The following is a 23383-nucleotide window of genomic DNA, read 5'->3' on the forward strand; positions in this document are numbered from 1 at the left end:
CGACGAGTGAGGCCTAGATTAGGACTCGTCGCGGCAGCTAAGGAGGAGCAGACCGAACAGCACAAGAAAAATGGTAACACCGTTTCGCCGTCCGGTCCCCTCCGCAGGTCAGTTCGCGGCCAGGGCCGTGACCGGGGCCACCGACACCGCTCGCCTGGCCGGCGCGATCGTGGCCGCCACGGCGAGAATTGCGGTGCCGGCAACGCAGAGCACAACCAGCAGCCACGGCACGACCGGGGCGACGAGGCCGCCGCCGCTCACCGACCCGAACAGGGACTGCGCGGCAGCCCAGCGGTCCTGGGCGCGCGCGTACCTGGCACCGTCGGCCTGGGCGATCACCACGGCCAGGGAGTGTGCGACGACGTCGTGCATGTCGCGCGCGATCCGGTTGCGTTCCTGCTCGACGACCACGCTGCGCTGTGCGGCGCGCTGCTCCTCCAACGCCCGGTTCTGGCTGAGCCGGCCGGCCCTGGCCGTCTGCCAGGTGCGCATCAGCAGGCCGAGGGTCCAGGACAGGCCGAGCACGGCAAGGCAGGCGACGAACGTGGCGATCAGGGACCAGACCAGGCCGCCGATGTCCCCTTGCGACAGGGCCTCGGCGAGGGATGTCGTTCCGCGCTGGGTGACGCTGAGGTAACCGGCGGCGAGCAGTGCGCCCACCCCGACGGCGACCAGTCCGGCCCAGCGCACGAATCGGTCTGCGTACGCGGCGGTGGCATAGAGCACGGCGAGGATGGCGATGTCGCTGGCGAGTACCGGCAAACCGGCGAGCATCTGCGCCAGCGCGGTGATCCAGGCCACGCTCAGCGCGAGGGCCGGAGAGAGTCGCCGCACGGCCACGGCCGCGGTGAGTCCGGCCAGGACGTACAGCGAGAGGACGCTGCTGTACGGGTCGCTGAGGAAACCGAAGAACACCAGGCCGCCGGCGATGCCCAGGTCGATGGCGAGGGTGCGCCCGGCCAGTGTCCGGAAGCCCTGGCGGCCGCCGACGTTGATCGGACCGCTCAGCCAAGCCGTCGTCGGCGGGAGCATCAGCGAGGTCTCCGCCGTGAGCCCGCCTGCGATCGGTCTGCCCGGCGAGAGCCGCGCCGTCGCGGCCTGGCGGCGGTCGGCGCGGCCGCGCAGGATGAGCGCGCCGACCCAGCCTGCGACCAGAACGGCGGTGGCCAGGAAGCCGCCGGCGAGGCGGACACCGAATTCGACGAAGAAGGCGAGCCTCCCGTCCAGCCCGTTCCCGGCGGGCAGGTACGCCGACACGAGCAACAGGCAAGTCAGGAAGGCGCCGACCAGCAGCGCGGCGCCGAGGGCTATGAAGCGTACGGGGGCACGCCCGGCCAGGCAGACGCTCCAGGTGAGAAGGCATCCGCTGACGAAGAGGAGGGTCAGCGTCGCGATGTCGCCCAACACGCTCCCGGCCGCGACGAGGGTCCCGAATGCCGCGAAGGCCGCCACGACGAGAGCGGGGATCGGCAGCAGCCGCGAGATGGCAATCGCGACCGCGAGGAGGGAGACGATGATCAGCGACGACCGAACGCCGAAGATCAGGGCGGCACTCCCCCACCCGAGCGCGACGACGACGCCGAGGGCGGGTTCGAGAGCCCACCGGTACGGCGCCATGCGCGTAAAGAAGCCCTGAGCAGCCATCACCACAGCGTACGGCTCAGCATCGGCGACGGTGCTGCCTGGTTGGGCAGATCATCCCGGGGACACCGAAGTCATCCCAGCGATGTAGCGGTCACCTCGCGGCCAGCTCCGCCACCAGATGCTCCACGGTGGTCGCAGTCACCCCGGCAGCGCGACCGCGTCGCCCGAGCGCACCGCCGATGGCGTCCAACTCGCTCTCCAGACCGGCCTCCAGGTCGTTCTGCAGCGACGAGCGCATGGCCGGCGGAAGAGTGGCAAGGGCCCTGGCCAGTTGGGGTGCCTCCGTGGCTACCCCATCGCGGCTGGCGATGTCGGCGATCTCCGCCAGGAGCGCGCTGGTGAGGGCCGGATCCTTCTCGATCGCGGCGCCGACCGGCAGCCGCCAGTACGCCGTGAGAAGCGCCAGAGGGGCGAGGAAGCGCAGTTTGGCCCAGAGCACGTCCTCGTCGGAGCCGCCCACCGTGACATCGAGGCCGGCGGAGCGCCAGGCAGCGGCGACAGCTGAATCGGCTGCGTGCCCGGGCACGGTGAGACGGAGGAACGGGCTGCGGTGTTCGATCACGGTGGGGCTGAGCCTGGTCGCTTCAACGGCGACGGAGGCGCCGGCCACACGGGATCCCGGAACGTCGGCCCGTAGCCGCGCCAGGTGTTCGATCCCGTTGAGCAGGGAAATCACCTCGGCGGGTCGTGCCGCCGAGAGGTCGTCGGCGACATCGGCCAGGGCGAACGCCTTCGTTGCGAGGATCACGTTCGCCCCGTCGGGGACCGTGGTCGACACCCTGACCCTGGCCACACCATCTCCGAAGTGCCGGCTATGGATGGTCAACCCCTCCGCCGCGATGGCTTGCGCGGTGGCCGGCCGGGCAACAGCCACCACATCGATCCCGGCGCGATCCAGCAGGGCGGCCAGAAGACCGCCCACGGCGCCTGCGCCGACGACGGCGATGACGGACTCAGGCATTGAGTTCCTGCGACATGATGCTCCCTGAATAGCGGGGTGAGGTGACGGCGTAACTGTTGCCGTTGCGGACAAATGCACCCGGTGTGCCGGGACCAATTGTCCGCAACGGTAACAGTTGCCCCGGGAGGTGGGTTAGAAGCCGAGGCGGCCGAGCTGCTTCGGGTCCCGCTGCCATTCCTTGGCGACCTTGACGCGGAGCGACAGGAACACGCGCTTGCCGATCAGCGGCTCAATCTGCTTGCGCGCCCGCATGCCGACGTCCTTGAGCCGGCTGCCGGACTTGCCGATGATGATGCCCTTCTGGCTGTCCCGCTCCACGAACAGGTTGGCGTAGATCTCCACCAGCTCCTGGTCGTCGCGCTCGATGATGTCGTCGATGGTGACGGCGATCGAGTGCGGCAGCTCGTCGGTGACGCCCTCGAGCGCCGCCTCCCGGATGTACTCGGAGATCCGCGACTCCAGGCTCTCGTCGGTGACCGCATCCGCCGGGTACAGCGGCGCGTCGCTGAGCGGCAGCAGGCGCAGCAGTTCGCTGCTGAGCACATCGAGCTGGATGCGGCTGGTCGCCGAAATCGGCACGATCGCCTCCCAGTCGCGCAGCTGGGACACCGCGAGGAGCTGATTGGCGACGCTGGTCTTGGACGACATGTCGATCTTGGTGACGATCGCCACCTTCTTGGCGCGCGGGAAGTTGTCGAGCTGCTCGTTGATGAACTTGTCGCCCGGGCCGATCGGCTCGTTGGCCGGGATGCAGAGCCCGACGACGTCGACACCGCTCAGGGTGGACTGCACCAGGCTGTTCAGCCGCTCACCGAGCAGGGTGCGGGGGCGGTGGATGCCGGGGGTGTCGACCAGGATCAGCTGGCCGTTCTTCTGGTGCACGATGCCGCGGATGGCACGGCGGGTGGTCTGCGGCTTCGATGACGTGATCGCGACCTTCTCGCCCACCAGCGCGTTCGTGAGCGTGGACTTGCCCACGTTGGGGCGTCCGACGAAGGAGACGAATCCCGCCCTGAAGTCAGCTTCTCTTGTCATGGCCGTGTGCTCCTTCTGAGTCCGGCATTCCCAGGAATGCGGACTGTGCGTCTCTCAACGCCTTATCTGGTTCAACCAGCACCGTGCTGATTCGTTTGCGTCGGCCCTCGGTGCGTTCCGCGGTGAGGATCAACCCGCTGGTTCTGGCTTCCGACCCGGCGACCGGCAACCTGCCGAGCACCTTGGCGAGCAGGCCGCCGACGGAGTCCACGTCGTCGTCGTCGAGGTCGAGATCGAAGAGTTCGCCCAGTTCGTCGACGGGCAGCCGGGCGCTGACCCGGAAACGGCCGGAGCCGAGGTCTTCGATCTCCACGACATCGCGGTCGTATTCGTCGGAGATGTCGCCGACGAGTTCTTCGATCAGGTCCTCCAGGGTCACCAGCCCGGCGATGCCGCCGTACTCGTCGACGACCATGGCGAGGTGGTTCGACTCGAGCTGCATCTGACGCATCAGCGAGTCGGCCTTCTTGGACTCCGGCACGAACTGGGCGGTCTTGGCCAGTTCGCGCACCCGCAACGACTCGAGGTTGCGGGGGCGTTCATAGACCAGCCGGGCCACGTCGCGCAGGTACAACACCCCGACCACGTCGTCGACTTCACCGTCGACGACGGGCACGCGGGAGAAACCCTTGCTCAGGAACAGGCCCATGGCGGCTCCGACGCTGGCGTCGGCTTCGATGGTGACCATGTCGGTGCGCGGGATCATCACTTCCCGGACGACGGTCTCGCTGAATTCGAAGATCGAGTGGATCAGCTCCCGGTCGTCTTCCTCGATCACGTCGAGTTCCGTCGCCTCGTCGACCATGCTGAGCAGCTGGTCCTCGGAGGTGAACGTCGCCAGCCGGCTGCGGCCGGGCGTGACCCGGTTGCCCAGGGCCACGAGGGCGTTCGCGACCGGGCCGAGCAGAACCCGCAGGAAATGCACGAGCAGGGCCGTGAGCGCGACCAGGGTCTTCGGATGCGCCCGCCCGACGCTGCGGGGGCTGGCCCCGACGAGAACGAACGACACGGCGGTCATCAGCAGGGCCGAAAGCAGCAGGGCTAGCCAGATCGCTTCGATGGTGGTGGCGAAAACGAGGGTGACGAGGACCGCCGCGGTGGTTTCCGCGATGATGCGCACGAAATTGATCGCGTTGAGGTGGGCGCCGGTATCGGCGGCGATCGCCCGGAGGGACCGCTTCGTCCTGGACGTGACCGCGAGTTCGTTGATATCTGCCCTGGACTGGGCCGTGAGTGCGGAATCGACGGCGGCCATCAGCCCGCCGAAGGCGACGAGCAGGATGGCGGCCGTGAGGAACCACCCGACGATCATGTGTCGCGGCGTCGTTCCTGCATGGCGAAGCCGATCAGGATGTCGCGCTGGATGCCGAACATCTCCTTCTCCTCTTCGGGCTCGGCGTGGTCGAAGCCGAGCAGGTGCAGCACGCCGTGGGTGGTGAGCAGCAGCAGCTCGTCGAGGGTGCTGTGGCCGGCCGTCTCACCCTGGCCCTGCGCCACCTGCGGGCAGAGCACGATGTCGCCGAGGAGGCCCGGCGGGGTCTGGGCGTCTTCGGTGCCGGGCCGCAGTTCGTCCATCGGGAAGCTGAGCACATCGGTGGGGCCGGGTTCGTCCATCCACTGCACGTGCAGTTGTTCCATGGCGCCCTCGTCGACGAGCACGATGGCCAGTTCGGCATCCGCGTGCACGTGCATGGCGTCGAGGGCGAAGGCGGCTAACCTCAGGATGGCCGCCTCGTCGACCGGGATGGCCGACTCGTTGTTGATTTCGATGCTCAACTGGATCTCCGTTTCGGGGTGCGATCGCGCGGGTTCCCCTGGTGCGGAGCGCGGGCGGCAAAGTCGCGGGCCTGGTCGCTTTCGTAGCGTTGGGCCTGCTTCTGCGCGTCGTATTCGGTGTACGCATCGACGATGCGACCGACAAGGCTGTGGCGGACGACGTCGGCGCTGGTCAACCGCACGAATTCGATGTCGTCGATGCCGTCAAGGACGGTCGTGACCAGGCGCAGGCCGCTCGCGCCGGCCGGCAGGTCCACCTGGGTGATGTCGCCGGTGACAACCATCTGCGAGCCGAAGCCGAGCCGGGTGAGGAACATCTTCATCTGCTCCGGCGTGGTGTTCTGCGCCTCGTCGAGCACGATGAAGGCCGAGTTGAGGGTGCGGCCGCGCATGTAGGCCAGCGGGGCGACCTCGATGGTGCCGGCCGCGAGCAGCTTGGGCACCAGCTCGGGGTCCATCATCTCGAAGAGGGCGTCGTAGAGCGGGCGCAGGTACGGGTCGATTTTGTCGGTAAGCGAGCCGGGCAGGAAGCCGAGCCGTTCGCCGGCCTCCACGGCCGGACGGGTCAGGATGATCCGGTCGACCTCCTTGCGCTGCAGCGCCTGCACGGCCTTGGCCATGGCGAGGTAGGTCTTGCCGGTTCCGGCCGGGCCGATGCCGAAGACGATGGCGTTCTCGTCGATCGCGTTGACGTAGTTGCTCTGCCCCACCGTTTTGGGCCGCACGGTGACACCGCGGGAGGTCAGGATCGCCTGGCCGAGTACCGTGGACGGGCTGGACGAGCTGTCGGCGCCGAGCATCCGGGCGGAGGTGCTCACTTCGGCCTCGCCGAGGTCGGCGCCGGTGCGGAGCAACAGTTCGAGCTCCTCGATCAACCGCACCACGGCGTCGACGGCGGCGGCCGGACCGGTCAGGGTGACCTCATTACCGCGTACGTGCAGCGTCACGGCCGGGTATTCCTTTTCGATGGTACTGAGGAACCGGTCCTGCGGGCCGAGCAACCGAACCATGGCGACGCCGTCCACGTAGACCTTGCGCACCACAGGGGGAACTCCGTTGCCGGGGATCTGCGGGTCGGGCACCTGCGCGTCGGGCCCCTGGGAATCACTGGGCAGCAAGCGTGCCCTCCTCGAGGTCGCCGCCGAGCACGTGGGCGTGCACGTGGAACACGGTCTGGCCGGCCGACTCGCCGGTGTTGAACACCAGCCGGTATTCGCCGTTGCAGTGTTCGTCCGCGACCCGGCCGGCCACGGCGATCAGCTCGGCCAGGAGGGCGGGGTCGCCGGCGGCGAGTTCACCGACGTTCCGGTACCTCTGACTCTTGGTGGTCACCACCACATGAACGGGCGCCTGGGGGTGGATGTCGTTGAACGCGATGACCTGATCGGTTTCCGCCACGATGGTCGCCGGGATTTCGCGCGCGACGATGCGGCTGAAAATGGTGGGTTCTGCAGCGGGGGAAGCCATGTCTCTATCTTAAGCGGAACTACCAGCGCCCGAGGGCTGCGTTCAGAATGGCCACGGCGGCGGGTCCCGCCGTCGACGTGCGCAGCACAGTGTCCCCCAGGCGCACCCGGGTGGCGCCGGCCCGCTCGAGGATGTCGAGTTCAGACGGGGCGATGCCGCCCTCCGGGCCGACGACGAGCACGATGTCAAGGTTCTCAGCCGGCTGTCCGATTGTGGTGAGCCGGTCGGCTGCGCTCGGCTCCAGCAGCAGCATCCGCGTGCTGCCGGCCAGGGCCGCCAGCTGCTTCGTGCTGGTCAGCGGGGACACGGTCGGCAGCCACGGCCGGATGGACTGCTTGCTGGCTTCTCGCACGATCGCGGCCCAGCGAGCCTGGCCTTTGGCGATCTTGGCGCCTTCCCACCGGGAGACCGACCGGCTGGCCGCCCACGGCACCACGCCGTCGATGCCCAGTTCGGTGGCGGCCTGGACGGCGAGTTCGTCGCGGTCGCCCTTGGCCAGCGCCTGCACCAGGACGATGCGCGGCGCGGCCGGCCGGGTGCGCCGGACCGAGTCCACCCGTGCGGTCAGTTCGGCAGGGTCGGCCGAGAGAACGCTCACGCCCAGCACCAGGCCGGCGCCGTCACCGAGCAGCAGCGTTTCACCCGGACGCACCCGGCTGACCGTGACGGCGTGCTTGGCCTCCGCGCCGGTGAGACTCACGGTGGACCCCACTGCCGGTTCGCCCTGCGCGTCGCCGAGGGTCTCCGACAGGAAGAAATGCGCCATGGCGGGTTCCGGGCCTAGCCGAGGAACCGGTCGCGGAGCTTGGCGAACAGGCCCTGCTGGAAGTGGCTCAACGCGGGAGCGGACACCTTGTGCCGGGCCGCGAAGGCCTCGATCAGTTCGCGTTCCTTGTGGTCGAGTTTGGTGGGGGTGAGCACCTGGACGCCGACGCGCAGGTCGCCGCGGCCGTTGCCGCGCAGGCGCGTCACACCGCGGTCCTTGATGGTGAGGATCTCGCCGGCCTGCACGCCGGGGCGCAGCTCCACCTCGATGTCACCGTCGAGGGCCTTGACCGTGGCCGTGGCGCCGAGGATGGCGTCCGTCATCGGCACGGTGAGGGTGCAGAGCAGGTCATCCCCGTCGCGGCTGAAGACGTCGTGGTGTCGCACCTTCATCTCGAGGTACAGGTCACCGTTGGGTCCGCCGGCCGGGCCGGCCTCGCCGCTGCCGGGCATCTGCAGGCGCAGGCCCGTGTCGACGCCGGCGGGGATGTCGACGGGAACGGTGCGGCGGGCACGCACGCGGCCCTGGCCCTGGCAGGTGAGGCACGGGGTCGCGATGATGGTGCCGTAGCCGCGGCAGGAGCCGCAGGGGCTCGAGGTCATGACATTGCCGAGCAGCGAGCGCACAGCGCGTTGGATGCTGCCGGTGCCGTGGCAGATGTCGCAGGTGACCGGGCTGGTGCCGGGCTGGCAGCAGGTGCCTGAGCAGGTGGCGCAGACGATCGCGGTGTCCACCTCGATGTCGCGGTGGGTGCCGAAAATGACCTCGTCGAGGTCGAGCTCCACCCGGATGAGGGCATCCTGGCCGCGTTCGCGTCGGGACCGGGGGCCGCGCATACCGCCGCCGCCACCGCCGCCGCCGCCGAAGAAGGTCTCGAAGATGTCGCCGAAGTTGCCGGCGTCGAAACCGCCGCCCTGGCTGGAGCCCGAACCGCCTCGATCGTAGTTCTGGCGCTGCTGGGGGTCGGAGAGCACGTCGTAGGCGTGTGTGACGGTCTTGAACCGCTCGGAGGCCTCTGCCCCCGGGTTCACGTCGGGGTGCAGCTGACGGGCAAGCTTGCGGTATGCCTTCTTGATCTCGTCGGTGGAGGCGTCGCGGGCGACGCCGAGTGCTTCGTAATGGTCAGCCAAAAGTGGCTCTCCTCGGGGTTCTGGGTAGGGAATTCGGTGTCGGAAAAAGGCGGTGGGCCGGCTAGTTCTCGCCGAGCAGGCGGGACAGGTAGCGGGCGACGGCGCGAACGGCCGCCATGTTGTTCGAGTAATCCATGCGGGTGGGGCCGAGCACGCCGAGACGGGCGGCGTCTCCCCTCGAGGTGTAACCGCTGGTGAGGACAGAGGTCTCGCCCAGGCCGAACGGGGCGTTCTCCCGGCCGATGCTCACCGAGACGCCGTGCTGGTCGGTGGCCATCTCGCCGAACAGGCGCAGCAGCACCACCTGTTCCTCGATGGCCTCGAGCACCGGGTAGATGCTGCCGGAGAAGTCTTCCTCGGTGCGCACCAGGTTCGCGGCGCCCGCCATCACCAGGCGGTCCTGCCGGTTCGCGCCGACCTGGTCGCGCAGGGTGCCCGTGATCAGGTCGACGAGGTCGGTCTGTTCCGGTGTGCCGAGTCCGGTGGGGCCGCTGAGGGCGGTCGCCGCCGCCTCCATTCCGAGGCCGCCGATCACGGCGTTGAGCCGTGACCGCAGCTCGCCAAGGGCGGCCTCGTCGATCGGGCGCGGCAGTTCGACCACGCGCTGTTCGACCCGGCCGGAGTCGGTGATCAGCACCGACAGCACCCGGGTGTCGCTCAGCGGAACGAGTTCGATGTGGCGCACCGACGCTCGGGAGAGCGACGGGTACTGCACCAGGGCCACCTGGTGGGTGAGCTGGGACAACAGTCGGACGCTGCGGGCGAGAACCTCGTCGAGGTCGGCGGACTGGCCCAGGAACACCTCGATCGCCTGCCGCTGGGCTCCGGTGAGTGGGCGCAGGTCGGCGAGGTGGTCGACGAACAGGCGGTAGCCCTTGTCGGTGGGGATGCGCCCGGACGACGTGTGCGGCGCGACGATGAGCTCTTCCTCTTCGAGAAGGGCCATGTCGTTGCGGATCGTGGCGGCCGAGACACCGAAGGCGTGCCGGTCGACGATGGACTTGGAGCCGACGGGTTCACGGGACGCCACGTAGTCCTGCACGATGACGCGAAGGACTTCGAGGCTGCGATCAGACACCATGTTCTTCGATCGCCTCCCTCGTTCCGATTGTGCTTCTCGTTTGCGCCGCCGGCGCCGGTCCGGTAGTACCGCCGGCCGCTGGCACTCTCTCCGTTTGACTGCCAATCATATCGCGGCTGCCGGGGATGCCCGTTGCTCCGAGTGGAATTGCCGCAGTACCGTGGGGGCACACGCTTCATCATCGTTCGTCGAAGGGCACCCCCATGAGCAATCCCTATGGTTCCACCGGAGCCGGGTCGGGCACCGGAGCGCCGCTGACCGCCGAGCAGGACCGGCTGTGGGCCTCCCTCGCCCACCTCGGCGGCCTCCTCTCGTTCCTGCCGGCCCTGATCATCTGGCTGGTCTGCAAGGACCGGGGGCCGTTCACCAACCGGCAGGCCAAAGAGGCACTGAACTTCCAGCTGACCCTGCTGATCGGCTACCTCATCATCAACGTGGTCAGCGTGGTGCTGGCGTTGTTCACCTTCGGCCTGTTGGGCGGGCTCGGTTCGCTGGGTTGGGCGCTCTGGCTGATCGGGTCGATCTTCTCGGTGCTGGGTTTCCTCGACGCCCGAGTGGGCAAACCGTACCGGTACCCGTTCGCCCTCCGCCTGATCAGCTAGTTTGCCTGCGCCGAGAACAGCTACCGGCGCTACTCTGGTTCCAGTGACACCCGCACCATCCCGCTGTCCCGAGTGTCCACGAAGGAGATCCAATGTCCGAGGCAACACCTCCCCCCGCCAGCCCCTACCAGACCCCGAGCCAGCTGAGCCCGGCCGACGAGAAGTTGTGGGCCACCCTCATCCACATCGGCGGCATCCTGTTCAGCTTCGTGCCCGCCCTGATCGGTTTCATCGTGCTCAAGGACCGTGGCCCGTTCATCCGGGCGCACACCGCGACGGCGCTGAACTTCCAGATCACGATGGCGGTCGCCGGGTTCATCGGCGGCATCCTGACCATCGTCCTGGTCGGGTTCTTCATCCTCGCCGCGGTGTGGATCGTCAACATCGTCTTCAGCATCATGGCGGCCATCGCCGCGAACAAGGGCGAGTGGTACAGCTACCCGCTGACCATCAAGTTCCTCAGCTGACCGAGCCCTGCGCTCCGCGAGAGCGGTGCAACGGTTGCCTCCGCACGGAGGTGCCCGCTGCACCGCTCTCGTGCGTCGGCCGGCCTAGTCGGTGAGCAACCGGCGTACAACGGCGTCGGCGAGGAGCCGGCCGGTCAGCGTCAGGACGATGGTGCCGGCGAGGGCGGCGCGCGCATCGATCAGCTGGTCGGCGATCAGGCCGGCGACCTCGCGGCGGCCGAGTTCCGACAGCGTCTTGATGGGGATGCCCTCACGGATGCGGGTGAGCAGCAGCACCCGCTCGGTCTCCCGGGTGGCGTCGTCGAGGGTTTCCCGCCCGGCGGCCGGCGAATGGCCGGCGAGGACCCGGTCGGCGTACGCGGCCGGGTGCTTGACGTTCCACCAGCGCACTCCGCCGACATGGCTGTGGGCGCCCGGACCGATCCCCCACCAGTCGGCGCTCTGCCAGTACGACAGGTTGTGCCGGGAGCGGTGGGCCAGGTCGGTGGACCAGTTGCTGACCTCGTACCAGCCGTAGCCGGCGGCGGCCAGCTTGGCGTCGGCCAATTCGTAGAAGTCGGCCTGCAGGTCCTCGTCCGGCTGCACGAGTTCACCGCGGCGGATCTGCCGGGCCAGCTTCGTGCCGTCCTCCACGATGAGCGAGTAGGCGCTGATGTGATCGGGCTTCTGCACGATGGCGTGGTCGAGGCTGGCGCGCCAGTCGTCGATGGTCTCCCCCGGTGTGCCATAGATCAGGTCGAGGCTGACGTCCAGGCCGGCTTCGCGCGCCCACGCCACGACGAGCGGGACCCGCTCGGGATCGTGGGTGCGCTCCAGCGTGGCGAGCACCCGGGGCACGGCGGACTGCATGCCGAAGGACACCCGGGTGAAGCCGGCCTGCTTGAGCTGGCGGAGATAGGGCAGGTCGACGGAGTCGGGGTTGGCCTCAGTGGTCACCTCGGCGCCGGGCACGATACCGAAGGTGTCCCGGATGGCGTGCAGCATCCGCACCAGGTGGTCGGCCGGCAGAAGGGTGGGGGTGCCGCCGCCGAAGAAGACCGTCGTGGCCGGCCGGGCGGGTACACCGGAGTCGGCGAGGACCCGCGCGGCAGCGGCGACCTCGAGGATCGCCTGGCTGGCGTAGTCAGTCTGCTTGACGCCGCGGAGCTCCGTGGCGGTGTAGGTGTTGAAGTCGCAGTAGCCGCAGCGCACCTTGCAGAACGGCACGTGCAGGTAGACCCCGAAGTTGCGGGTGTCCGCGCCGACCATCGCCGAGGCGGGGAGTCGTCCGTCCAGTGGTGCGGGGTCGCCGATGGGCTGGGATCCCGCCATCAGCCCATTCCGACGGGATGCAGTGCGAGCAGGTATCGCTTGGTGTAGCGCTCCTGCTGGAAGCGCAGGAACGGCCAGGCCAGCCGGTAGTACCAGGTACTGGGCCGGGAGAAGGAGCGGATGGTGAGCCACACGGAGTCGTCGGCGCGCCGGTCGACGATGAAGCACTCCTCGCCGTTCTGCGGGTGGCCGCGCATGGTGCCGTAGGCGAAACCGATCTTGTCGACCTCGTCGATCACATACACGACGCGCACCGGCGCCGCGACGGAGAACGGGCCGTTCGGGATCTTCAGCACGGCGGTCATGCCGTTGCTGATGAACGGGGTGCCGTCCTCGGCGAAGGTCGCCTCGTTCACCGGGTGCTCCTGGTTCGCCGCCGGGGTGCCCTCGTCGGTGAAGACGATGCCGGTGTACTGCACGCCTGTGCCGGCATCCAGGTCGGTCACGTCGATGCCGGCGCCGCGCTGGATGCCCCAGGTCATCAGCGCCGTCGTCGCCACGCGGAACCGCTCCTCGCCGCTGCCCAGGCGCACGGTGCGCTCCAGCGGCCGGTGCCCCTTGGGCGGGTAGCGCATCAGGTCGGGCGCGAGGGTGCCGCCGATGGCGGCGTAGGTCACGGCAGCGTCGGTGAAGGTGGAGCGGCGCATGGGACTACTTCTTTTCCTTCTTGGCGGGCTCGTCGCCGGACAACGCCGCGATGAACGCTTCCTGCGGCACCTCGACCCGGCCGACCATCTTCATACGCTTCTTGCCTTCCTTCTGCTTTTCGAGCAGTTTGCGCTTGCGGGAGATGTCACCGCCGTAGCACTTGGCGAGCACGTCCTTGCGGATGGCGCTGATCGATTCACGGGCGATGATGCGGGCGCCGATGGCGGCCTGAATGGGCACGTCGAACTGCTGGCGCGGGATGAGCTTCCGCAGCCGGCCGGTCATCAGCACGCCGTAGTCGTACGCCTTGTCCCGGTGCACGATGGCGCTGAACGCATCCACCTGCTCGCCCTGCAACAGGATGTCGACCTTGACCAGGTCCGCCTCCTGCGAGCCGATCGGCTCGTAGTCCAGCGACGCGTAACCGGCGGTCTTGCTCTTGAGCTGATCGAAGAAGTCGAACACGATCTCTCCGAGCGGCATGGTGTAGCGGATCTCGACGCGGTCCTCGCCGAGGTACTCCATGCCCAGCAGGGTGCCGCGGCGGCCCTGGCAGAGTTCCATGATCACGCCGACGTGGTCCTTGGGCGCGAGGATCGCGGCCTTGACGATGGGTTCCTCCACGACGGCGATCTTGCCGTTGGGGAACTCGCTCGGGTTGGTCACCGTGACGGTCTTCTTGTCGTCCGTGGTGACCTCGTAGATCACGCTGGGCGCGGTGGTGATCAGGTCGAGGTTGAATTCCCGGTCGATGCGCTCGGTGATGATCTCCAGGTGCAGCAGGCCGAGGAACCCGCAGCGGAAACCGAAGCCGAGGGCGACGGAGGTCTCCGGTTCGTAGACCAGCGATGCGTCGGAGAGCTTGAGCTTGTCCAGCGCCTCACGCAGCGCCGGGTAGTCGCTGCCGTCGATCGGGTACAGGCCGGAGAACACCATGGGCTTGGGCTCCGTGTAGCCCGGCAGCGCCTCGGTGGCGGGCTTCATCGCTGTGGTGACGGTGTCGCCGACCTTGGACTGGCGCACGTCCTTCACCCCGGTGATCAGGTAGCCCACCTCGCCGACACCCAGGCCCTTGCTGGGTGTGGGTTCGGGGCTGGTGACCCCGATCTCGAGGATGTCGTGGGTGGCGCGGGTCGACATCATCTGGATCTTCTCGCGTGGGCTGAGCTGCCCGTCGATCATCCGCACGTAGGTGACGACACCGCGGTAGCTGTCGTAGACGGAGTCGAAGATCATGGCGCGGGCCGGCGCGTTCGGGTCGCCGACCGGGGCGGGGATCAGTCTGGTGGCCCGGTCGAGGAGTTCGGCCACGCCGACGCCGGTCTTGCCGGAGACCCGCAGCACGTCGTCGGGGCTGCCGCCGATCAGGCTGGCGAGTTCCTTGGCGTACTTGTCGGGGTCGGCGGCCGGCAGGTCGATCTTGTTGAGCACCGGGATGATGGTGAGGTCGTTCTCGAGGGCGAGGTACAGGTTCGCCAGCGTCTGGGCTTCGATGCCCTGCGCGGCGTCGACGAGCAGGATGGCGCCCTCGCAGGCGGCCAGGCTCCGGGAGACCTCGTAGGTGAAGTCGACGTGGCCGGGAGTGTCGATCATGTTCAGCGCGTAGGTCTGGCCGTCCATCTCCCACGGCATCCGCACGGCCTGGCTCTTGATGGTGATACCGCGTTCGCGTTCGATGTCCATCCGGTCCAGGTACTGGGCGCGCATGGATCGGTCGTCGACGACGCCGGTGATCTGCAGCATCCGGTCGGCCAGCGTGGACTTGCCGTGGTCGATGTGCGCGATGATGCAGAAGTTACGGATGAACGCGGGGGCGGTTGCGGCCGGTTCCAGCGCCTTGAGAGCTCTCGGTGACATGATGGGCCTAATTCTCCCATGCCTCGCACGATCGGTGTGACCTGCCGATACGCCGCGGGTGGCCCGCCGGTCAATCCTTCGACTGATGACGGCCGCAGCCCGTCGAATTATGCTGGGCGGACCATGTCCAGCCTCGCGCTCCGCGCCACCTCACTCGGCCGTGACCCCACACCGCCCGCCACGATCGGCGAAGGCCTGCCGCACTCCGCCCTGACCCCGGTGTTCTCGGGCCTGCGGATCGGCCTGCACGTGCTGATCGTCGCTCTCACCGGACTGGTGGTCGTGCGGGCCCTGATCGGTGCGGTGCCGAACCCGGTGGCCGTCGTGGCGCTGGCACTGGTCTTCCTGGCCAGCTACGTTGGCGGCAGCGAACTCGCCCGCCGCCGGCCGTGGCGCTTCGTCGTGCCGGTCTGGATGGCCCTGCTGCTGGTGGAGTGGCTGGCGCTGACCCTGCTCGCCCAGGATGCCGCGTTCATCGTGTTCCCGCTGTTCTTCCTGCAGCTGCACGTGCTGCCGTTGCGGGCAGGGATCCCGATGGTGCTACTCAGCGTCCTGCTGACGATCTGGTCGATGAGCCTGCACGTCGGCCTCGGCCTCGGCGCCACCCTCGGCCCGCTGGTGGGCGCGGCAGTCGCCGTGGCCGTGGGGCTGGGGTACCGGGCGCTGCTGCGCAAAGCCGCCGAACGGCAGTCGCTCATCCAGGACCTGCTCGCCACTTTCGCCGAACTCGCCCAGGCGGCCAGGGCTGCCGGCACGCTGGCCGAGCGGGAGCGTCTGGCCCGGGAGATCCACGACACCGTCGCGCAGGGTCTGTCCAGCATCCAACTGCTGCTGCACGCGGCCGAGCGCACCGTCACGGATCCGCCGACGTTGGAACACCTGCGCCTGGCGCGGGACACGGCGGCGGCCAACCTGCAGGAGACGCGCCGGTTCATCCGCGAACTGACCCCGCCGGCCCTGGACACCCAGACCCTGCCCGGCGCCCTGGCGCGGCTCGCCGCGTCGGCCGAGCGCACGGTGGCCGGGAGCGGGCCGACCGCCAGGGTCAGCCTGCATGTGACGGGCGACCCGGTTGCCCTTTCGATGCCGCTGGAGACGACGCTGCTGCGGATCGCGCGGGGCTCGCTCGCCAATGTCGTCCAGCACGCGGGGCCAACCGTGCCGAGGGGACCTCAGCTAGATGACCGACGAGGTGACGCTGGACATCGTGGACGACGGCCGCGGCTTCACGGTCACCGACGGTGGCGCCCAGCGGCCGGACTCCTTCGGTCTGGCCATCCGGCAGCGGGTGGAGCAGCTCGGTGGCAGCTTCGTCCTCGAGTCCGCCCCCGGCCAGGGCACTGCCGTCGCGGTCACCTTCCCGACCGGACAGGGCCTGCCGTCGTGATCCGGGTCCTGCTTGCCGACGACCACCCCGTGGTGCGGGCGGGCCTGCGCGCCCTGCTGGGCGCCGAACCCGACCTGGTGGTGGAGCTCGAGGCGGGCACCGCCGAGGAGGCGGTGACGCTGGCGGCGTCCGGCCGGGTGGACGTGGTGCTGATGGACCTGCAATTCGGCGGGGGCCTGCCCGGTTCCGACCTGCAGGGCGCTGAGGCCACCCGCCGGGTGCGGGCGCAGGCCGGCGCCCCGCACGTTCTCATCCTCACCAATTACGACACGGATGCCGACATCCTCGGCGCCATCGAGGCCGGGGCCAGCGGCTACCTGCTCAAGGACGCGCCACCCGCCGAACTCGTCCAGGCGGTGCGCGCCGCCGCGACCGGCCAGAGCGCGCTGGCACCGGTCATCGTCCGGAAGCTGGCCGACCGCTCCCGCATCGCCGAGGGCCGGTTGTCACCGCGCGAGGTGGAGGTGCTCGGCCTCGTCGCGGCGGGCCGGTCGGACCGGCAGATCGGCCAGGACCTGTTCCTCAGCGAGGCCACGGTCAAGTCGCACCTCGTGCACATCTTCGGCAAACTCGGTGTCAGCTCCCGCACCTCCGCTGTCGCCAGCGCGCGGGCCTCCGGCACCATCCGGGGAGCCTGACGTGAGCATCGCGGCCGAGCGGCCGGACCAACCCGACGCGACGCCCGTTGTAGTGCCCACGCCCGCGCCCCCTCCTGGGCCCGTCCCGGTGCTGCTGGTGCACGGCATCCGCACCTCGGCCAGCATGTGGCGGCACCAGCAGGAGTGGCTGGCCGCCGCCGGGCATCCGGTTCTGGCGGTCGACCTGCCCGGCCACGGCGCCCGGATCGGTGAGGAGTTCACCGTGGCAGGCGCCCTCGACGCCATCGATGACGGCGTCGACGCGCTGGGCGGCCGGGTGGTCCTGGTCGGACTGTCCCTCGGTGGCTACTACGCGATGGCGTACGCGGCCGGCAACCCCGGCAAAGTCATCGCCCTCGTCGCGGCAGGATCAGCGTTCGTCCCCACCGGGCCGGGGCTGGCCGGGTACCGCCTCCTCGCCCGGTTGATTCGCCGGCTGCCCGACCGTGGCCTGGCCCTGCACACCTTTCTGGTGCGACGGATGCTCCCGGCGGCCGGCGTCGCCGACGTACTCGCCGGCGGCGTCGCCCTGGACGTCATGGACGCCGGCCTCCGGGCGACAAGCACCCTCACACCGCTGGCCGACCTGCGCGCCTTCCCCGGCCCGGTCTGGCTGGTCAACGGCGCCTGGGACCACTTCCGCCTGCACCAGAACCGCTTCCTGACGGCGACCACGAACGGCACTCTGGTCACGGTTCCCGGCGCCGGCCACCTGGTCAGCCTCGCCCGGCCGCACGCGTTCGATACGGTCCTCCGCCGGGTCCTGGCCCAGGTGACGTCACACTGATCACGGCGCACCCCCGATCCGGTCAACCATCCGTCCCGAGAACTGGTATCGTTGCCTGTTGGCTTGCGTGTTGGGTCCCACCCCACACGATTTTCGCCGCACGGTGCCCTCTATCACCGGGCGGCCCATCCGAACAAGAACCTAACGAAAGCGTATAAAACGTGGCAAATATCAAGTCGCAGATCAAGCGGATCCTCACGAACAAGAAGTCGCAGGAGCGCAACAAGGCCGTCAAGAGCGAGTTCAAGACGGCCATCCGGGCGACCCGCCTCGCCGTCGCCGCTGGTGACAAGGACAAGGCTGTCGCCAGCCTCGCCGTTGCTTCCAAGAAGCTCGACAAGGCCGTCAGCAAGGGCGTCATCCACCAGAACCAGGCAGCGAACAAGAAGTCCGCTATCGCCAAGTCGGTCAACGCGCTCTGAATTGCTGAAGAGTAGCAGCTGAACACCAGCAGCTGATCCACAGACAAACCCCCGCCCTCCGGTCGGGGGTTTTCTGCGTCCTGGAGGGTGCCGGCTGCCCTTTCCGATGTTCCCGCCCGACGCTATTGTGGCGGCGTGACGGGTGAATACGACAAGCGGGGTGCGCCCTCCGACCGGGCGGCGGAGCAGGGCGAACGGTTTTCGTGGCGCAGGCAGGCCGGATTCCTCGGGGCGGTCTTCGCCATCGCCGCCGCCGTGATCGCCGCGGGCCTGAGGTTCGCCCCGCAGGTGTCGGCGTATTCGGGGCTGAGCCCGTGGGTGCTGGTCGGCCTGCTCGGCTTCGTCCTCGTGTTGGCCGGCGCCTGTGTGCTGTTGGCGGCATCTCTCCGAACGGATTCGCCGCCGCGCCGGGTGGATCCGCCGCCGCCGACCGGTACGTCCCCGGACGGCTCGTTCCCGGACGGCTCCTTCCCCGACGGAACGTACCCGGACGGGGCGGTGCCGTACCGGCAGGCCGCGTACGGTGCGCCCGGTGCGGCACCCCAGGCGACTGCTCCCCTGGGAACTGCGCCCGCCGGCCCTGCCGCCGATGGCACGGCCTCTCCCGGTCCTGCGGCCGGCCGGACGCCGGACCGGAGAAACGCCGGCGCCGCCCCGGCCGGCCGTGGCCTGACCGTGACCGGCACCCTGCTCGGCACGATCGGCCTGGCCCTTGCGGCCATTGCCGTCGCCCTCGCCGCCGTGCTGCCGACGCCCACGGAGACGATTGCGGTGCAGTTCACCGACCTCTACGGCCGGGTGCAGCTCGAATACTGCCCGGACCTGCCCGGGTCATTCGCGGGGACGGCGGCGCACGACGACCTGGTCGGCTCGTCGACCATCCTGCCGGTCAAGGTCACCGGCGAGGTCTGCGGGAACCCCGACTACACCGACGGCGTCTGGATCTACCTCAACCGGGCAGCCATCACCGTCTCCGACCGCCCCTGAGCCGACGCACTGAGCCGACGCACTGAGCCGACGCACGGAGCCGACGTCGGCCGGCGCTGCGGGGCGCCGGTTACTCCCCGCGCCGGGCGATGACCGTGACCAGCCGCTCGAGCGCGAAGACCGGGTCCCGGCCGGCACCCTTCACGGCAGCATCCGTTTCGGCGAGCATCACGATGCACCTGGACAGGCCCTCGTCGCTCCAGCCGCGCAGGTCGCGCTGGGCGCGTTCGACCTGCCACGGAGCGAGGCTGTACGTGGCGGCCAGCTGGGCGGAGCCGCCGCGCACGCCGAAGAGCTTGGCCATGGTGCGGATCTTGCTCGCGAACGCGGCGACGATAGGAACCGGGTCGGCGCCGGAGGCGAGCGCGTGCCGGAGGGTGACCAGGGATTCGCCGAGCCGGCCGGCGATCGCGGAATCCGCCACTTTAAAGGCGTTGGTCTCCACCCGGCCGCCGTAGTAGCGGTCGACGGTCGTCTCGGTCACCTCGGCGCCGGTGTCGGCGATGAGCTGCTGGCAGGCGGCCGAGAGTTCCGCCAGGTCGTCGGAGAACGCGGCCACGAGGGACCGCAAAGCGCTGGGGGTGACGCGTTTGCCCGCCGCGCGGAATTCGGCGCTCGCGAACTCGTGCTTGTCGGCGTCCTTCTTCAGTTCCGCGCAGACCACCTCGATTGCGCCGCCGACGCCGCTGCGGAGGGTGTCGAGGAGTTTTTTGCCGCGCACTCCCCCGCCGTGCCGAAGCACCACGTAGGTGTCCTCTGCCGGGTTCTGCAGGTAGTCGAGGGCCTCACTGAGGAAGGTGTCGCTGCACTTCTCGACCGAGCTGACCCGGATCAGCCGCGGCTCACCGAAGAGCGACGGGCTGGCCAGGGTGAGCAACTCGCCGGGAGCGTAGCTGTCCGCCTGAATGTCGCTGACCTCGAGGCTGGGGTCCTCCAGTTTGAGGAAGTCCCGGAGCGAGCGGATGGCGCGGTCGGCGAGGAAATCTTCGGTGCCGGAGACCAGCACGACCGGCGCGGGTCGCACCTGGTGCCAGGCCAGCTGCGGAATCTTCACCGCGGATGCCTTCGCGGCCGGTTTGCCGGCTCGACCCGATGTGGTTGTTCGTGCGGCCACGCGGCTCCCTTCGCTACGGAACCAGCCTAACCGGCACCTGCGACCTTCCCGGCCCGAACCGGGCGCGGGGTGCAGTGCCTGCACCTCAGCCGGCACCCGGGACTTTCTCGGTCCAGACCCGGAGTGCGGCGCCCGCACGTGCGCCGGCCGGGCCGGCACCGGTGGGCGCGACCACGGCCAGCCCGTCCCGGTCGGTGCGCACGAGGGCGGTGCCCGCGGAGCGAAGCAGTTCCAGCAACGACCGGGTGGGATGCCCGTAGCCGTTGTCCGCGCCCACCGACACCAGCCCGAGACTCGCCCCGAGTTCCGCGTAGAGCGCGGCGCTCTGGTCACCGGAGCCGTGGTGGGCGACCTTCACCACGTCGACGGCACCGATCGGTCCCTCCGCGAGCAGCGCACTCTGGGCCTCTTCGTCGAGGTCCCCGAGGAAGATGGAGCGGACACCACGGCCCTCGAACCGGATCGTCACGCTGCCGGCATTTCCGGTCGCCAGCTCGTCGGCGCCCCTCACCGGCCACAGCACGTCCCAGGCCAGGCCGCCGAGGACGCCGTGGTCGCCCCGCGCGGTCTGGGCGACCGTGGCGCCGCCCCGGCTGAGCTCCGCGTGCAGCCGCGCATCCTGCGCGTTCTCGGGCGGGCCCACCAGGGCGGTGTCCACCCGGCCGATGACCGCATCCAGTCCTCCGACATGGTCGAGGTCGTAATGGGTGAGCACGAGCAGGTCCACCCGGTCGACATCCAACTCGCCCAGGCACCCGGTCAGCAGCGCCGGGTCCGGCCCCACGTCGACGAGGGCGACCTGGTCACCGTCCCGCACGACCACCGCGTCGCCCTGGCCGATGTCGCAGGCGGCGATCTGCCAGTTCGCCGGAAACACCGCGGCTCGGCCGAGGCCCGTACCGACCATCGCACCGACCGTGCAGCCGGCCGCGAGGCAGAGAACCGCGCCGCTGACGATGCGCAGCACCGCCTGGCGCCGGCCCGGCCGGCGCTCCGGCAGCATCGTGAGGATGCCGGCCGTGCAGGCCAGCGTGAGGCCCACGCCGAGCGGGCCGCCCAGCCAGGGCAGGCTGCTTCCCGGCAGGCCGGCCGTCGTGATCGCCACGGCGGCGATCCAGGTGGCCGGCAGCCAGGCGAGCCAGACCAGCGGCACGGCCAGCCAGGGCAGCCATGGCAGCAGCAGGCACGCGGCCAGGCCGGCGATGGTGGCAATGGGCGCCGCCGGAGCGGCGAGCAGGTTCGCGGGCACCCCGTACGCCGGCAGGGTGGGGCTGAGCAGCACGAGCACCGGTTGGCAGGCCAGCTGCGCGGCCAACGGGATCGCCAGCACCGCCGCGACGGGAGCGGGTAGCCAGCGGCGGAGCCGGCGGGCGAGGGGGATGGTGAGCACCAGCAGGCCGAGGGTGGCGAGCACCGAAAGCACGAAGCCGTAGTTGCGCGACAGCCACGGGTCCGCCACGAGCAGCGCGATGCCGGCCAGGGCCAGCGCCGGCAGCCCCCGGCCCGGGCGGCCCATCGCACCGGCGAGCAGGACGATGGTGGCCATGGTCGCTGCACGCACCACGCTGGGCTCCGGAGTCACCAACACGACGAACCCGGCCAGCACCACCAGTGCGGCGCCGAACCGCCAGCGCCTGCCCAGGCCGCAGGCCGCCGTGACCGCGAGCACCAGCGCGAGGATGATTGCGCAGTTCGCGCCGGACACCGCGGTGAGATGGCTCAGCGAACTCCTGCGTAGTGAGTTACCCTCATCTTCATGGGCGCAATCATCTACACAAGGCAGTCGCTCGAAAAGACCGGCATGGAAGCTGGCGTCTCTCGGCAACTCAAAGACTGCAGGGCTCTAGCCAAGCGGAAAAACTTTGACGTAATCGCAGAATTGAGCGACAACGACATCTCCGCCACCACCGGAGTACCCCGGCCGTCGTTCGAAAAGCTATTGCGATTCGTCGAAAGTGGCGGGGCCGACACGGTCATCGTTTGGCACCCCGACCGCCTCTACCGCAAGCTCACCGACCTCGTACGAATCACCGAAGTTGCGCAGCAACATGGCCTCACAATCGCATCCGTTCAAGCCGGCGACGTGGACCTGAATACGCCAGCAGGCCGCATGAGCGCGAGCATCTTGGGCGCGGTCGCCACCCATGAAGGTGAGCACCGGACTGAACGCCAACGGGCCGCATACCGGCAGAAGGCCGAGGCTGGGGAGTGGCACTTCTCCCGGAGACCGTTCGGTTACCGGCGCGAGGGTGGCAAGGTTGTGCAGGTTCCCGAGGAAGCGGAAGTGCTCAACACGGTCTTGAACATGTACTACGCCGAGGAGGTCCCCCGCTACGCAGTGATGCGCTACCTGAATGACCGTCAGATACTGACGCCGATGGGCAAGCCGTGGGGCATCATCCAAGTGCGGGACTTGCTTACCAATAGTCACTACGCGGGCATCTCGACGTACAACGGCGTAGAGATAGGCAAAGGCAATTGGGAACCAATTGTGGACGCGCAGACGTGGCATTCGTGGCAGAGCGGGGCGGCCAAACGCAAGCGTAAATCAACGTTCACAGCGGCGAAGCACCTGCTGACCGGTATAGCGCGGTGTGCCGAATGTGACGGCGTCATCTACGTGAAGCACCGCGCAGACAAGAAATTGTCCTATTTCTGCAGCGAGAAGGGTTGTGTTCAACGGTCGATGACTCCGGTGGACGAACTGGTCTCAGAGGCGGTGCTATTGCGACTTCAAGACCCCGCGGTAGTCGCAGCGTTCCGCACGCAGCCAGCGCCAACGGACCACCTGTACACCGAGCGTGCTGCCGCTCAGGCACGGCTCGACGACCGTGCCGAGTTGATCGCGGACGGCACTCTGACCGCTCAGGCGGTCCGCGAGGCCGCAAAGCCCTTGCGCGCCCGGATCAAGCGGATAGACGAGCAGATAGCGTCGAGCGACGCCACCGACTTGATTCCGATGGACCTCTTGACTGGCGACACCCGCGCCAAGTGGGCAGCATACTCGCTGGCGCGTAAGAGAGCCGTCATTCGGACGCTCATGGAGGTCCGAATTGCCACGCAGGGGAACACCCGAGTCTTCGACGGCGAAGCAATCATCCTCATCTGGGCCTGACCCCCCGAGGTCCGCTTCCTATCCTGAGAAACGGCTGTGGGGGGCGTCGGGCCTTGCGTCTAACGTTTCTGGTGACACCACGGCATTGTCGTGGCACTACCACAGCAACCGCCGTGGCACAAGAAATAGTTCGAAGAGTTCGAAGGGCAAGCGGACTTTGTTAGAGAGGACGAAGAAACGCAATGCCG

23 protein-coding genes and 1 pseudogene are annotated in these 23383 nt (G+C 68.9%); 9 read left to right on the top strand and 15 right to left on the bottom strand.

Annotated features, from left to right (window positions below; translation table 11 throughout):
* Window positions 1–108: 108 nt before the first annotated feature.
* From JWP54_RS12470 to hrcA, 10 genes are all read right to left on the bottom strand, one after another.
* Window positions 109–1644, bottom strand: coding sequence for a histidine kinase dimerization/phosphoacceptor domain-containing protein (locus JWP54_RS12470; RefSeq protein WP_297372553.1), 1536 nt, complete (start codon window positions 1642–1644; stop codon window positions 109–111).
* A gap of 91 nt (window positions 1645–1735) precedes the next feature.
* Window positions 1736–2605 (bottom strand): ketopantoate reductase family protein, encoded by an 870-nt coding sequence (locus JWP54_RS12475; protein ID WP_297372554.1) that lies wholly within the window; start codon window positions 2603–2605, stop codon window positions 1736–1738.
* 132 nt (window positions 2606–2737) lie between these two features.
* Window positions 2738–3640, bottom strand: coding sequence for a GTPase Era (gene era, locus JWP54_RS12480; protein WP_297372555.1), 903 nt, complete (start codon window positions 3638–3640; stop codon window positions 2738–2740).
* Window positions 3624–4952, bottom strand: a complete 1329-nt coding sequence (locus JWP54_RS12485) for a hemolysin family protein (protein WP_297372556.1) — start codon at window positions 4950–4952, stop codon at window positions 3624–3626. Before JWP54_RS12485 ends, era begins: the two co-directional genes overlap by 17 nt.
* Window positions 4949–5416: an rRNA maturation RNase YbeY gene (gene ybeY, locus JWP54_RS12490; protein WP_297372558.1), complete on the bottom strand. Its 468-nt coding sequence runs from the start codon at window positions 5414–5416 to the stop codon at window positions 4949–4951. The genes JWP54_RS12485 and ybeY overlap by 4 nt, the downstream gene beginning before the upstream one ends.
* The gene (locus JWP54_RS12495; RefSeq protein WP_297372593.1) at window positions 5413–6426 is read right to left on the bottom strand and encodes a PhoH family protein; all 1014 of its coding nucleotides are present in this window, start codon (window positions 6424–6426) and stop codon (window positions 5413–5415) included. Before JWP54_RS12495 ends, ybeY begins: the two co-directional genes overlap by 4 nt.
* A gap of 94 nt (window positions 6427–6520) precedes the next feature.
* Complete coding sequence (locus tag JWP54_RS12500) at window positions 6521–6883, bottom strand: HIT domain-containing protein (protein WP_297372561.1); 363 nt, start codon at window positions 6881–6883, stop codon at window positions 6521–6523.
* Window positions 6884–6902: 19 nt separating this feature from the next.
* The gene (locus JWP54_RS12505; protein ID WP_297372563.1) at window positions 6903–7649 is read right to left on the bottom strand and encodes a 16S rRNA (uracil(1498)-N(3))-methyltransferase; all 747 of its coding nucleotides are present in this window, start codon (window positions 7647–7649) and stop codon (window positions 6903–6905) included.
* Window positions 7650–7663: 14 nt separating this feature from the next.
* Window positions 7664–8779 (bottom strand): molecular chaperone DnaJ, encoded by a 1116-nt coding sequence (dnaJ, locus tag JWP54_RS12510; RefSeq protein ID WP_297372566.1) that lies wholly within the window; start codon window positions 8777–8779, stop codon window positions 7664–7666.
* A gap of 61 nt (window positions 8780–8840) precedes the next feature.
* Complete coding sequence (gene hrcA, locus JWP54_RS12515; protein WP_297372568.1) at window positions 8841–9860, bottom strand: heat-inducible transcriptional repressor HrcA; 1020 nt, start codon at window positions 9858–9860, stop codon at window positions 8841–8843.
* A 203-nt stretch (window positions 9861–10063) separates the two neighbouring features.
* On the opposite strand from hrcA, the gene JWP54_RS12520 reads away from it, so the two are divergent.
* A complete protein-coding gene (locus tag JWP54_RS12520; RefSeq protein ID WP_297372569.1) occupies window positions 10064–10462 on the top strand; it encodes a DUF4870 domain-containing protein in 399 nt (132 codons plus the stop codon).
* Between the two features lie 92 nt (window positions 10463–10554).
* Window positions 10555–10929, top strand: a complete 375-nt coding sequence (locus JWP54_RS12525) for a DUF4870 domain-containing protein (protein ID WP_297372571.1) — start codon at window positions 10555–10557, stop codon at window positions 10927–10929.
* A gap of 84 nt (window positions 10930–11013) precedes the next feature.
* Here the strand turns inward: JWP54_RS12525 and hemW are convergent, their stop codons facing one another.
* Genes hemW through lepA form a run of 3 tightly spaced genes read right to left on the bottom strand, consistent with a single transcriptional unit; the run spans window position 11014 to window position 14745 of the window.
* A complete protein-coding gene (gene hemW / locus JWP54_RS12530) occupies window positions 11014–12240 on the bottom strand; it encodes a radical SAM family heme chaperone HemW (RefSeq protein WP_297372573.1) in 1227 nt (408 codons plus the stop codon).
* Window positions 12240–12887: a DUF1990 family protein gene (locus JWP54_RS12535; RefSeq protein WP_297372575.1), complete on the bottom strand. Its 648-nt coding sequence runs from the start codon at window positions 12885–12887 to the stop codon at window positions 12240–12242. The genes hemW and JWP54_RS12535 overlap by 1 nt, the downstream gene beginning before the upstream one ends.
* A gap of 4 nt (window positions 12888–12891) precedes the next feature.
* Window positions 12892–14745: a translation elongation factor 4 gene (gene lepA / locus JWP54_RS12540; RefSeq protein WP_297372577.1), complete on the bottom strand. Its 1854-nt coding sequence runs from the start codon at window positions 14743–14745 to the stop codon at window positions 12892–12894.
* A gap of 570 nt (window positions 14746–15315) precedes the next feature.
* Between lepA and JWP54_RS17760 the strand changes: the two are divergent.
* The 6 genes and pseudogenes from JWP54_RS17760 to JWP54_RS12565 all read left to right on the top strand — a co-directional run.
* A pseudogene (locus JWP54_RS17760) lies at window positions 15316–15645 on the top strand (histidine kinase dimerization/phosphoacceptor domain-containing protein); the annotation flags it as partial.
* A 280-nt stretch (window positions 15646–15925) separates the two neighbouring features.
* On the top strand, window positions 15926–16132 hold the full coding sequence (locus JWP54_RS17765; protein WP_367274222.1) for an ATP-binding protein: 207 nt from the start codon (window positions 15926–15928) through the stop codon (window positions 16130–16132).
* A complete protein-coding gene (locus JWP54_RS12550) occupies window positions 16129–16770 on the top strand; it encodes a response regulator transcription factor (protein ID WP_297372579.1) in 642 nt (213 codons plus the stop codon). The genes JWP54_RS17765 and JWP54_RS12550 overlap by 4 nt, the downstream gene beginning before the upstream one ends.
* A gap of 1 nt (window position 16771) precedes the next feature.
* Window positions 16772–17557 (top strand): alpha/beta hydrolase, encoded by a 786-nt coding sequence (locus tag JWP54_RS12555; RefSeq protein WP_297372581.1) that lies wholly within the window; start codon window positions 16772–16774, stop codon window positions 17555–17557.
* Window positions 17558–17718: 161 nt separating this feature from the next.
* A complete protein-coding gene (rpsT, locus tag JWP54_RS12560; protein ID WP_066595159.1) occupies window positions 17719–17979 on the top strand; it encodes a 30S ribosomal protein S20 in 261 nt (86 codons plus the stop codon).
* A 135-nt stretch (window positions 17980–18114) separates the two neighbouring features.
* Window positions 18115–18966: a hypothetical protein gene (locus tag JWP54_RS12565; protein ID WP_297372583.1), complete on the top strand. Its 852-nt coding sequence runs from the start codon at window positions 18115–18117 to the stop codon at window positions 18964–18966.
* A 70-nt stretch (window positions 18967–19036) separates the two neighbouring features.
* Here the strand turns inward: JWP54_RS12565 and holA are convergent, their stop codons facing one another.
* Both holA and JWP54_RS12575 read right to left on the bottom strand, forming a co-directional pair.
* Entirely contained in the window at window positions 19037–20020 is a 984-nt protein-coding gene (gene holA, locus JWP54_RS12570) for a DNA polymerase III subunit delta (protein WP_297372585.1), read from the bottom strand.
* A gap of 145 nt (window positions 20021–20165) precedes the next feature.
* Complete coding sequence (locus JWP54_RS12575) at window positions 20166–21905, bottom strand: ComEC/Rec2 family competence protein (protein WP_297372587.1); 1740 nt, start codon at window positions 21903–21905, stop codon at window positions 20166–20168.
* Here JWP54_RS12575 and JWP54_RS12580 point away from each other — a divergent pair.
* Window positions 21837–23195, top strand: coding sequence for a recombinase family protein (locus JWP54_RS12580; RefSeq protein ID WP_297372589.1), 1359 nt, complete (start codon window positions 21837–21839; stop codon window positions 23193–23195). The genes JWP54_RS12575 and JWP54_RS12580 overlap by 69 nt on opposite strands.
* Window positions 23196–23383 lie beyond the last annotated feature (188 nt).

Source organism: Cryobacterium sp. (genome assembly GCF_025463825.1).
Lineage (GTDB): Bacteria > Actinomycetota > Actinomycetes > Actinomycetales > Microbacteriaceae > Cryobacterium.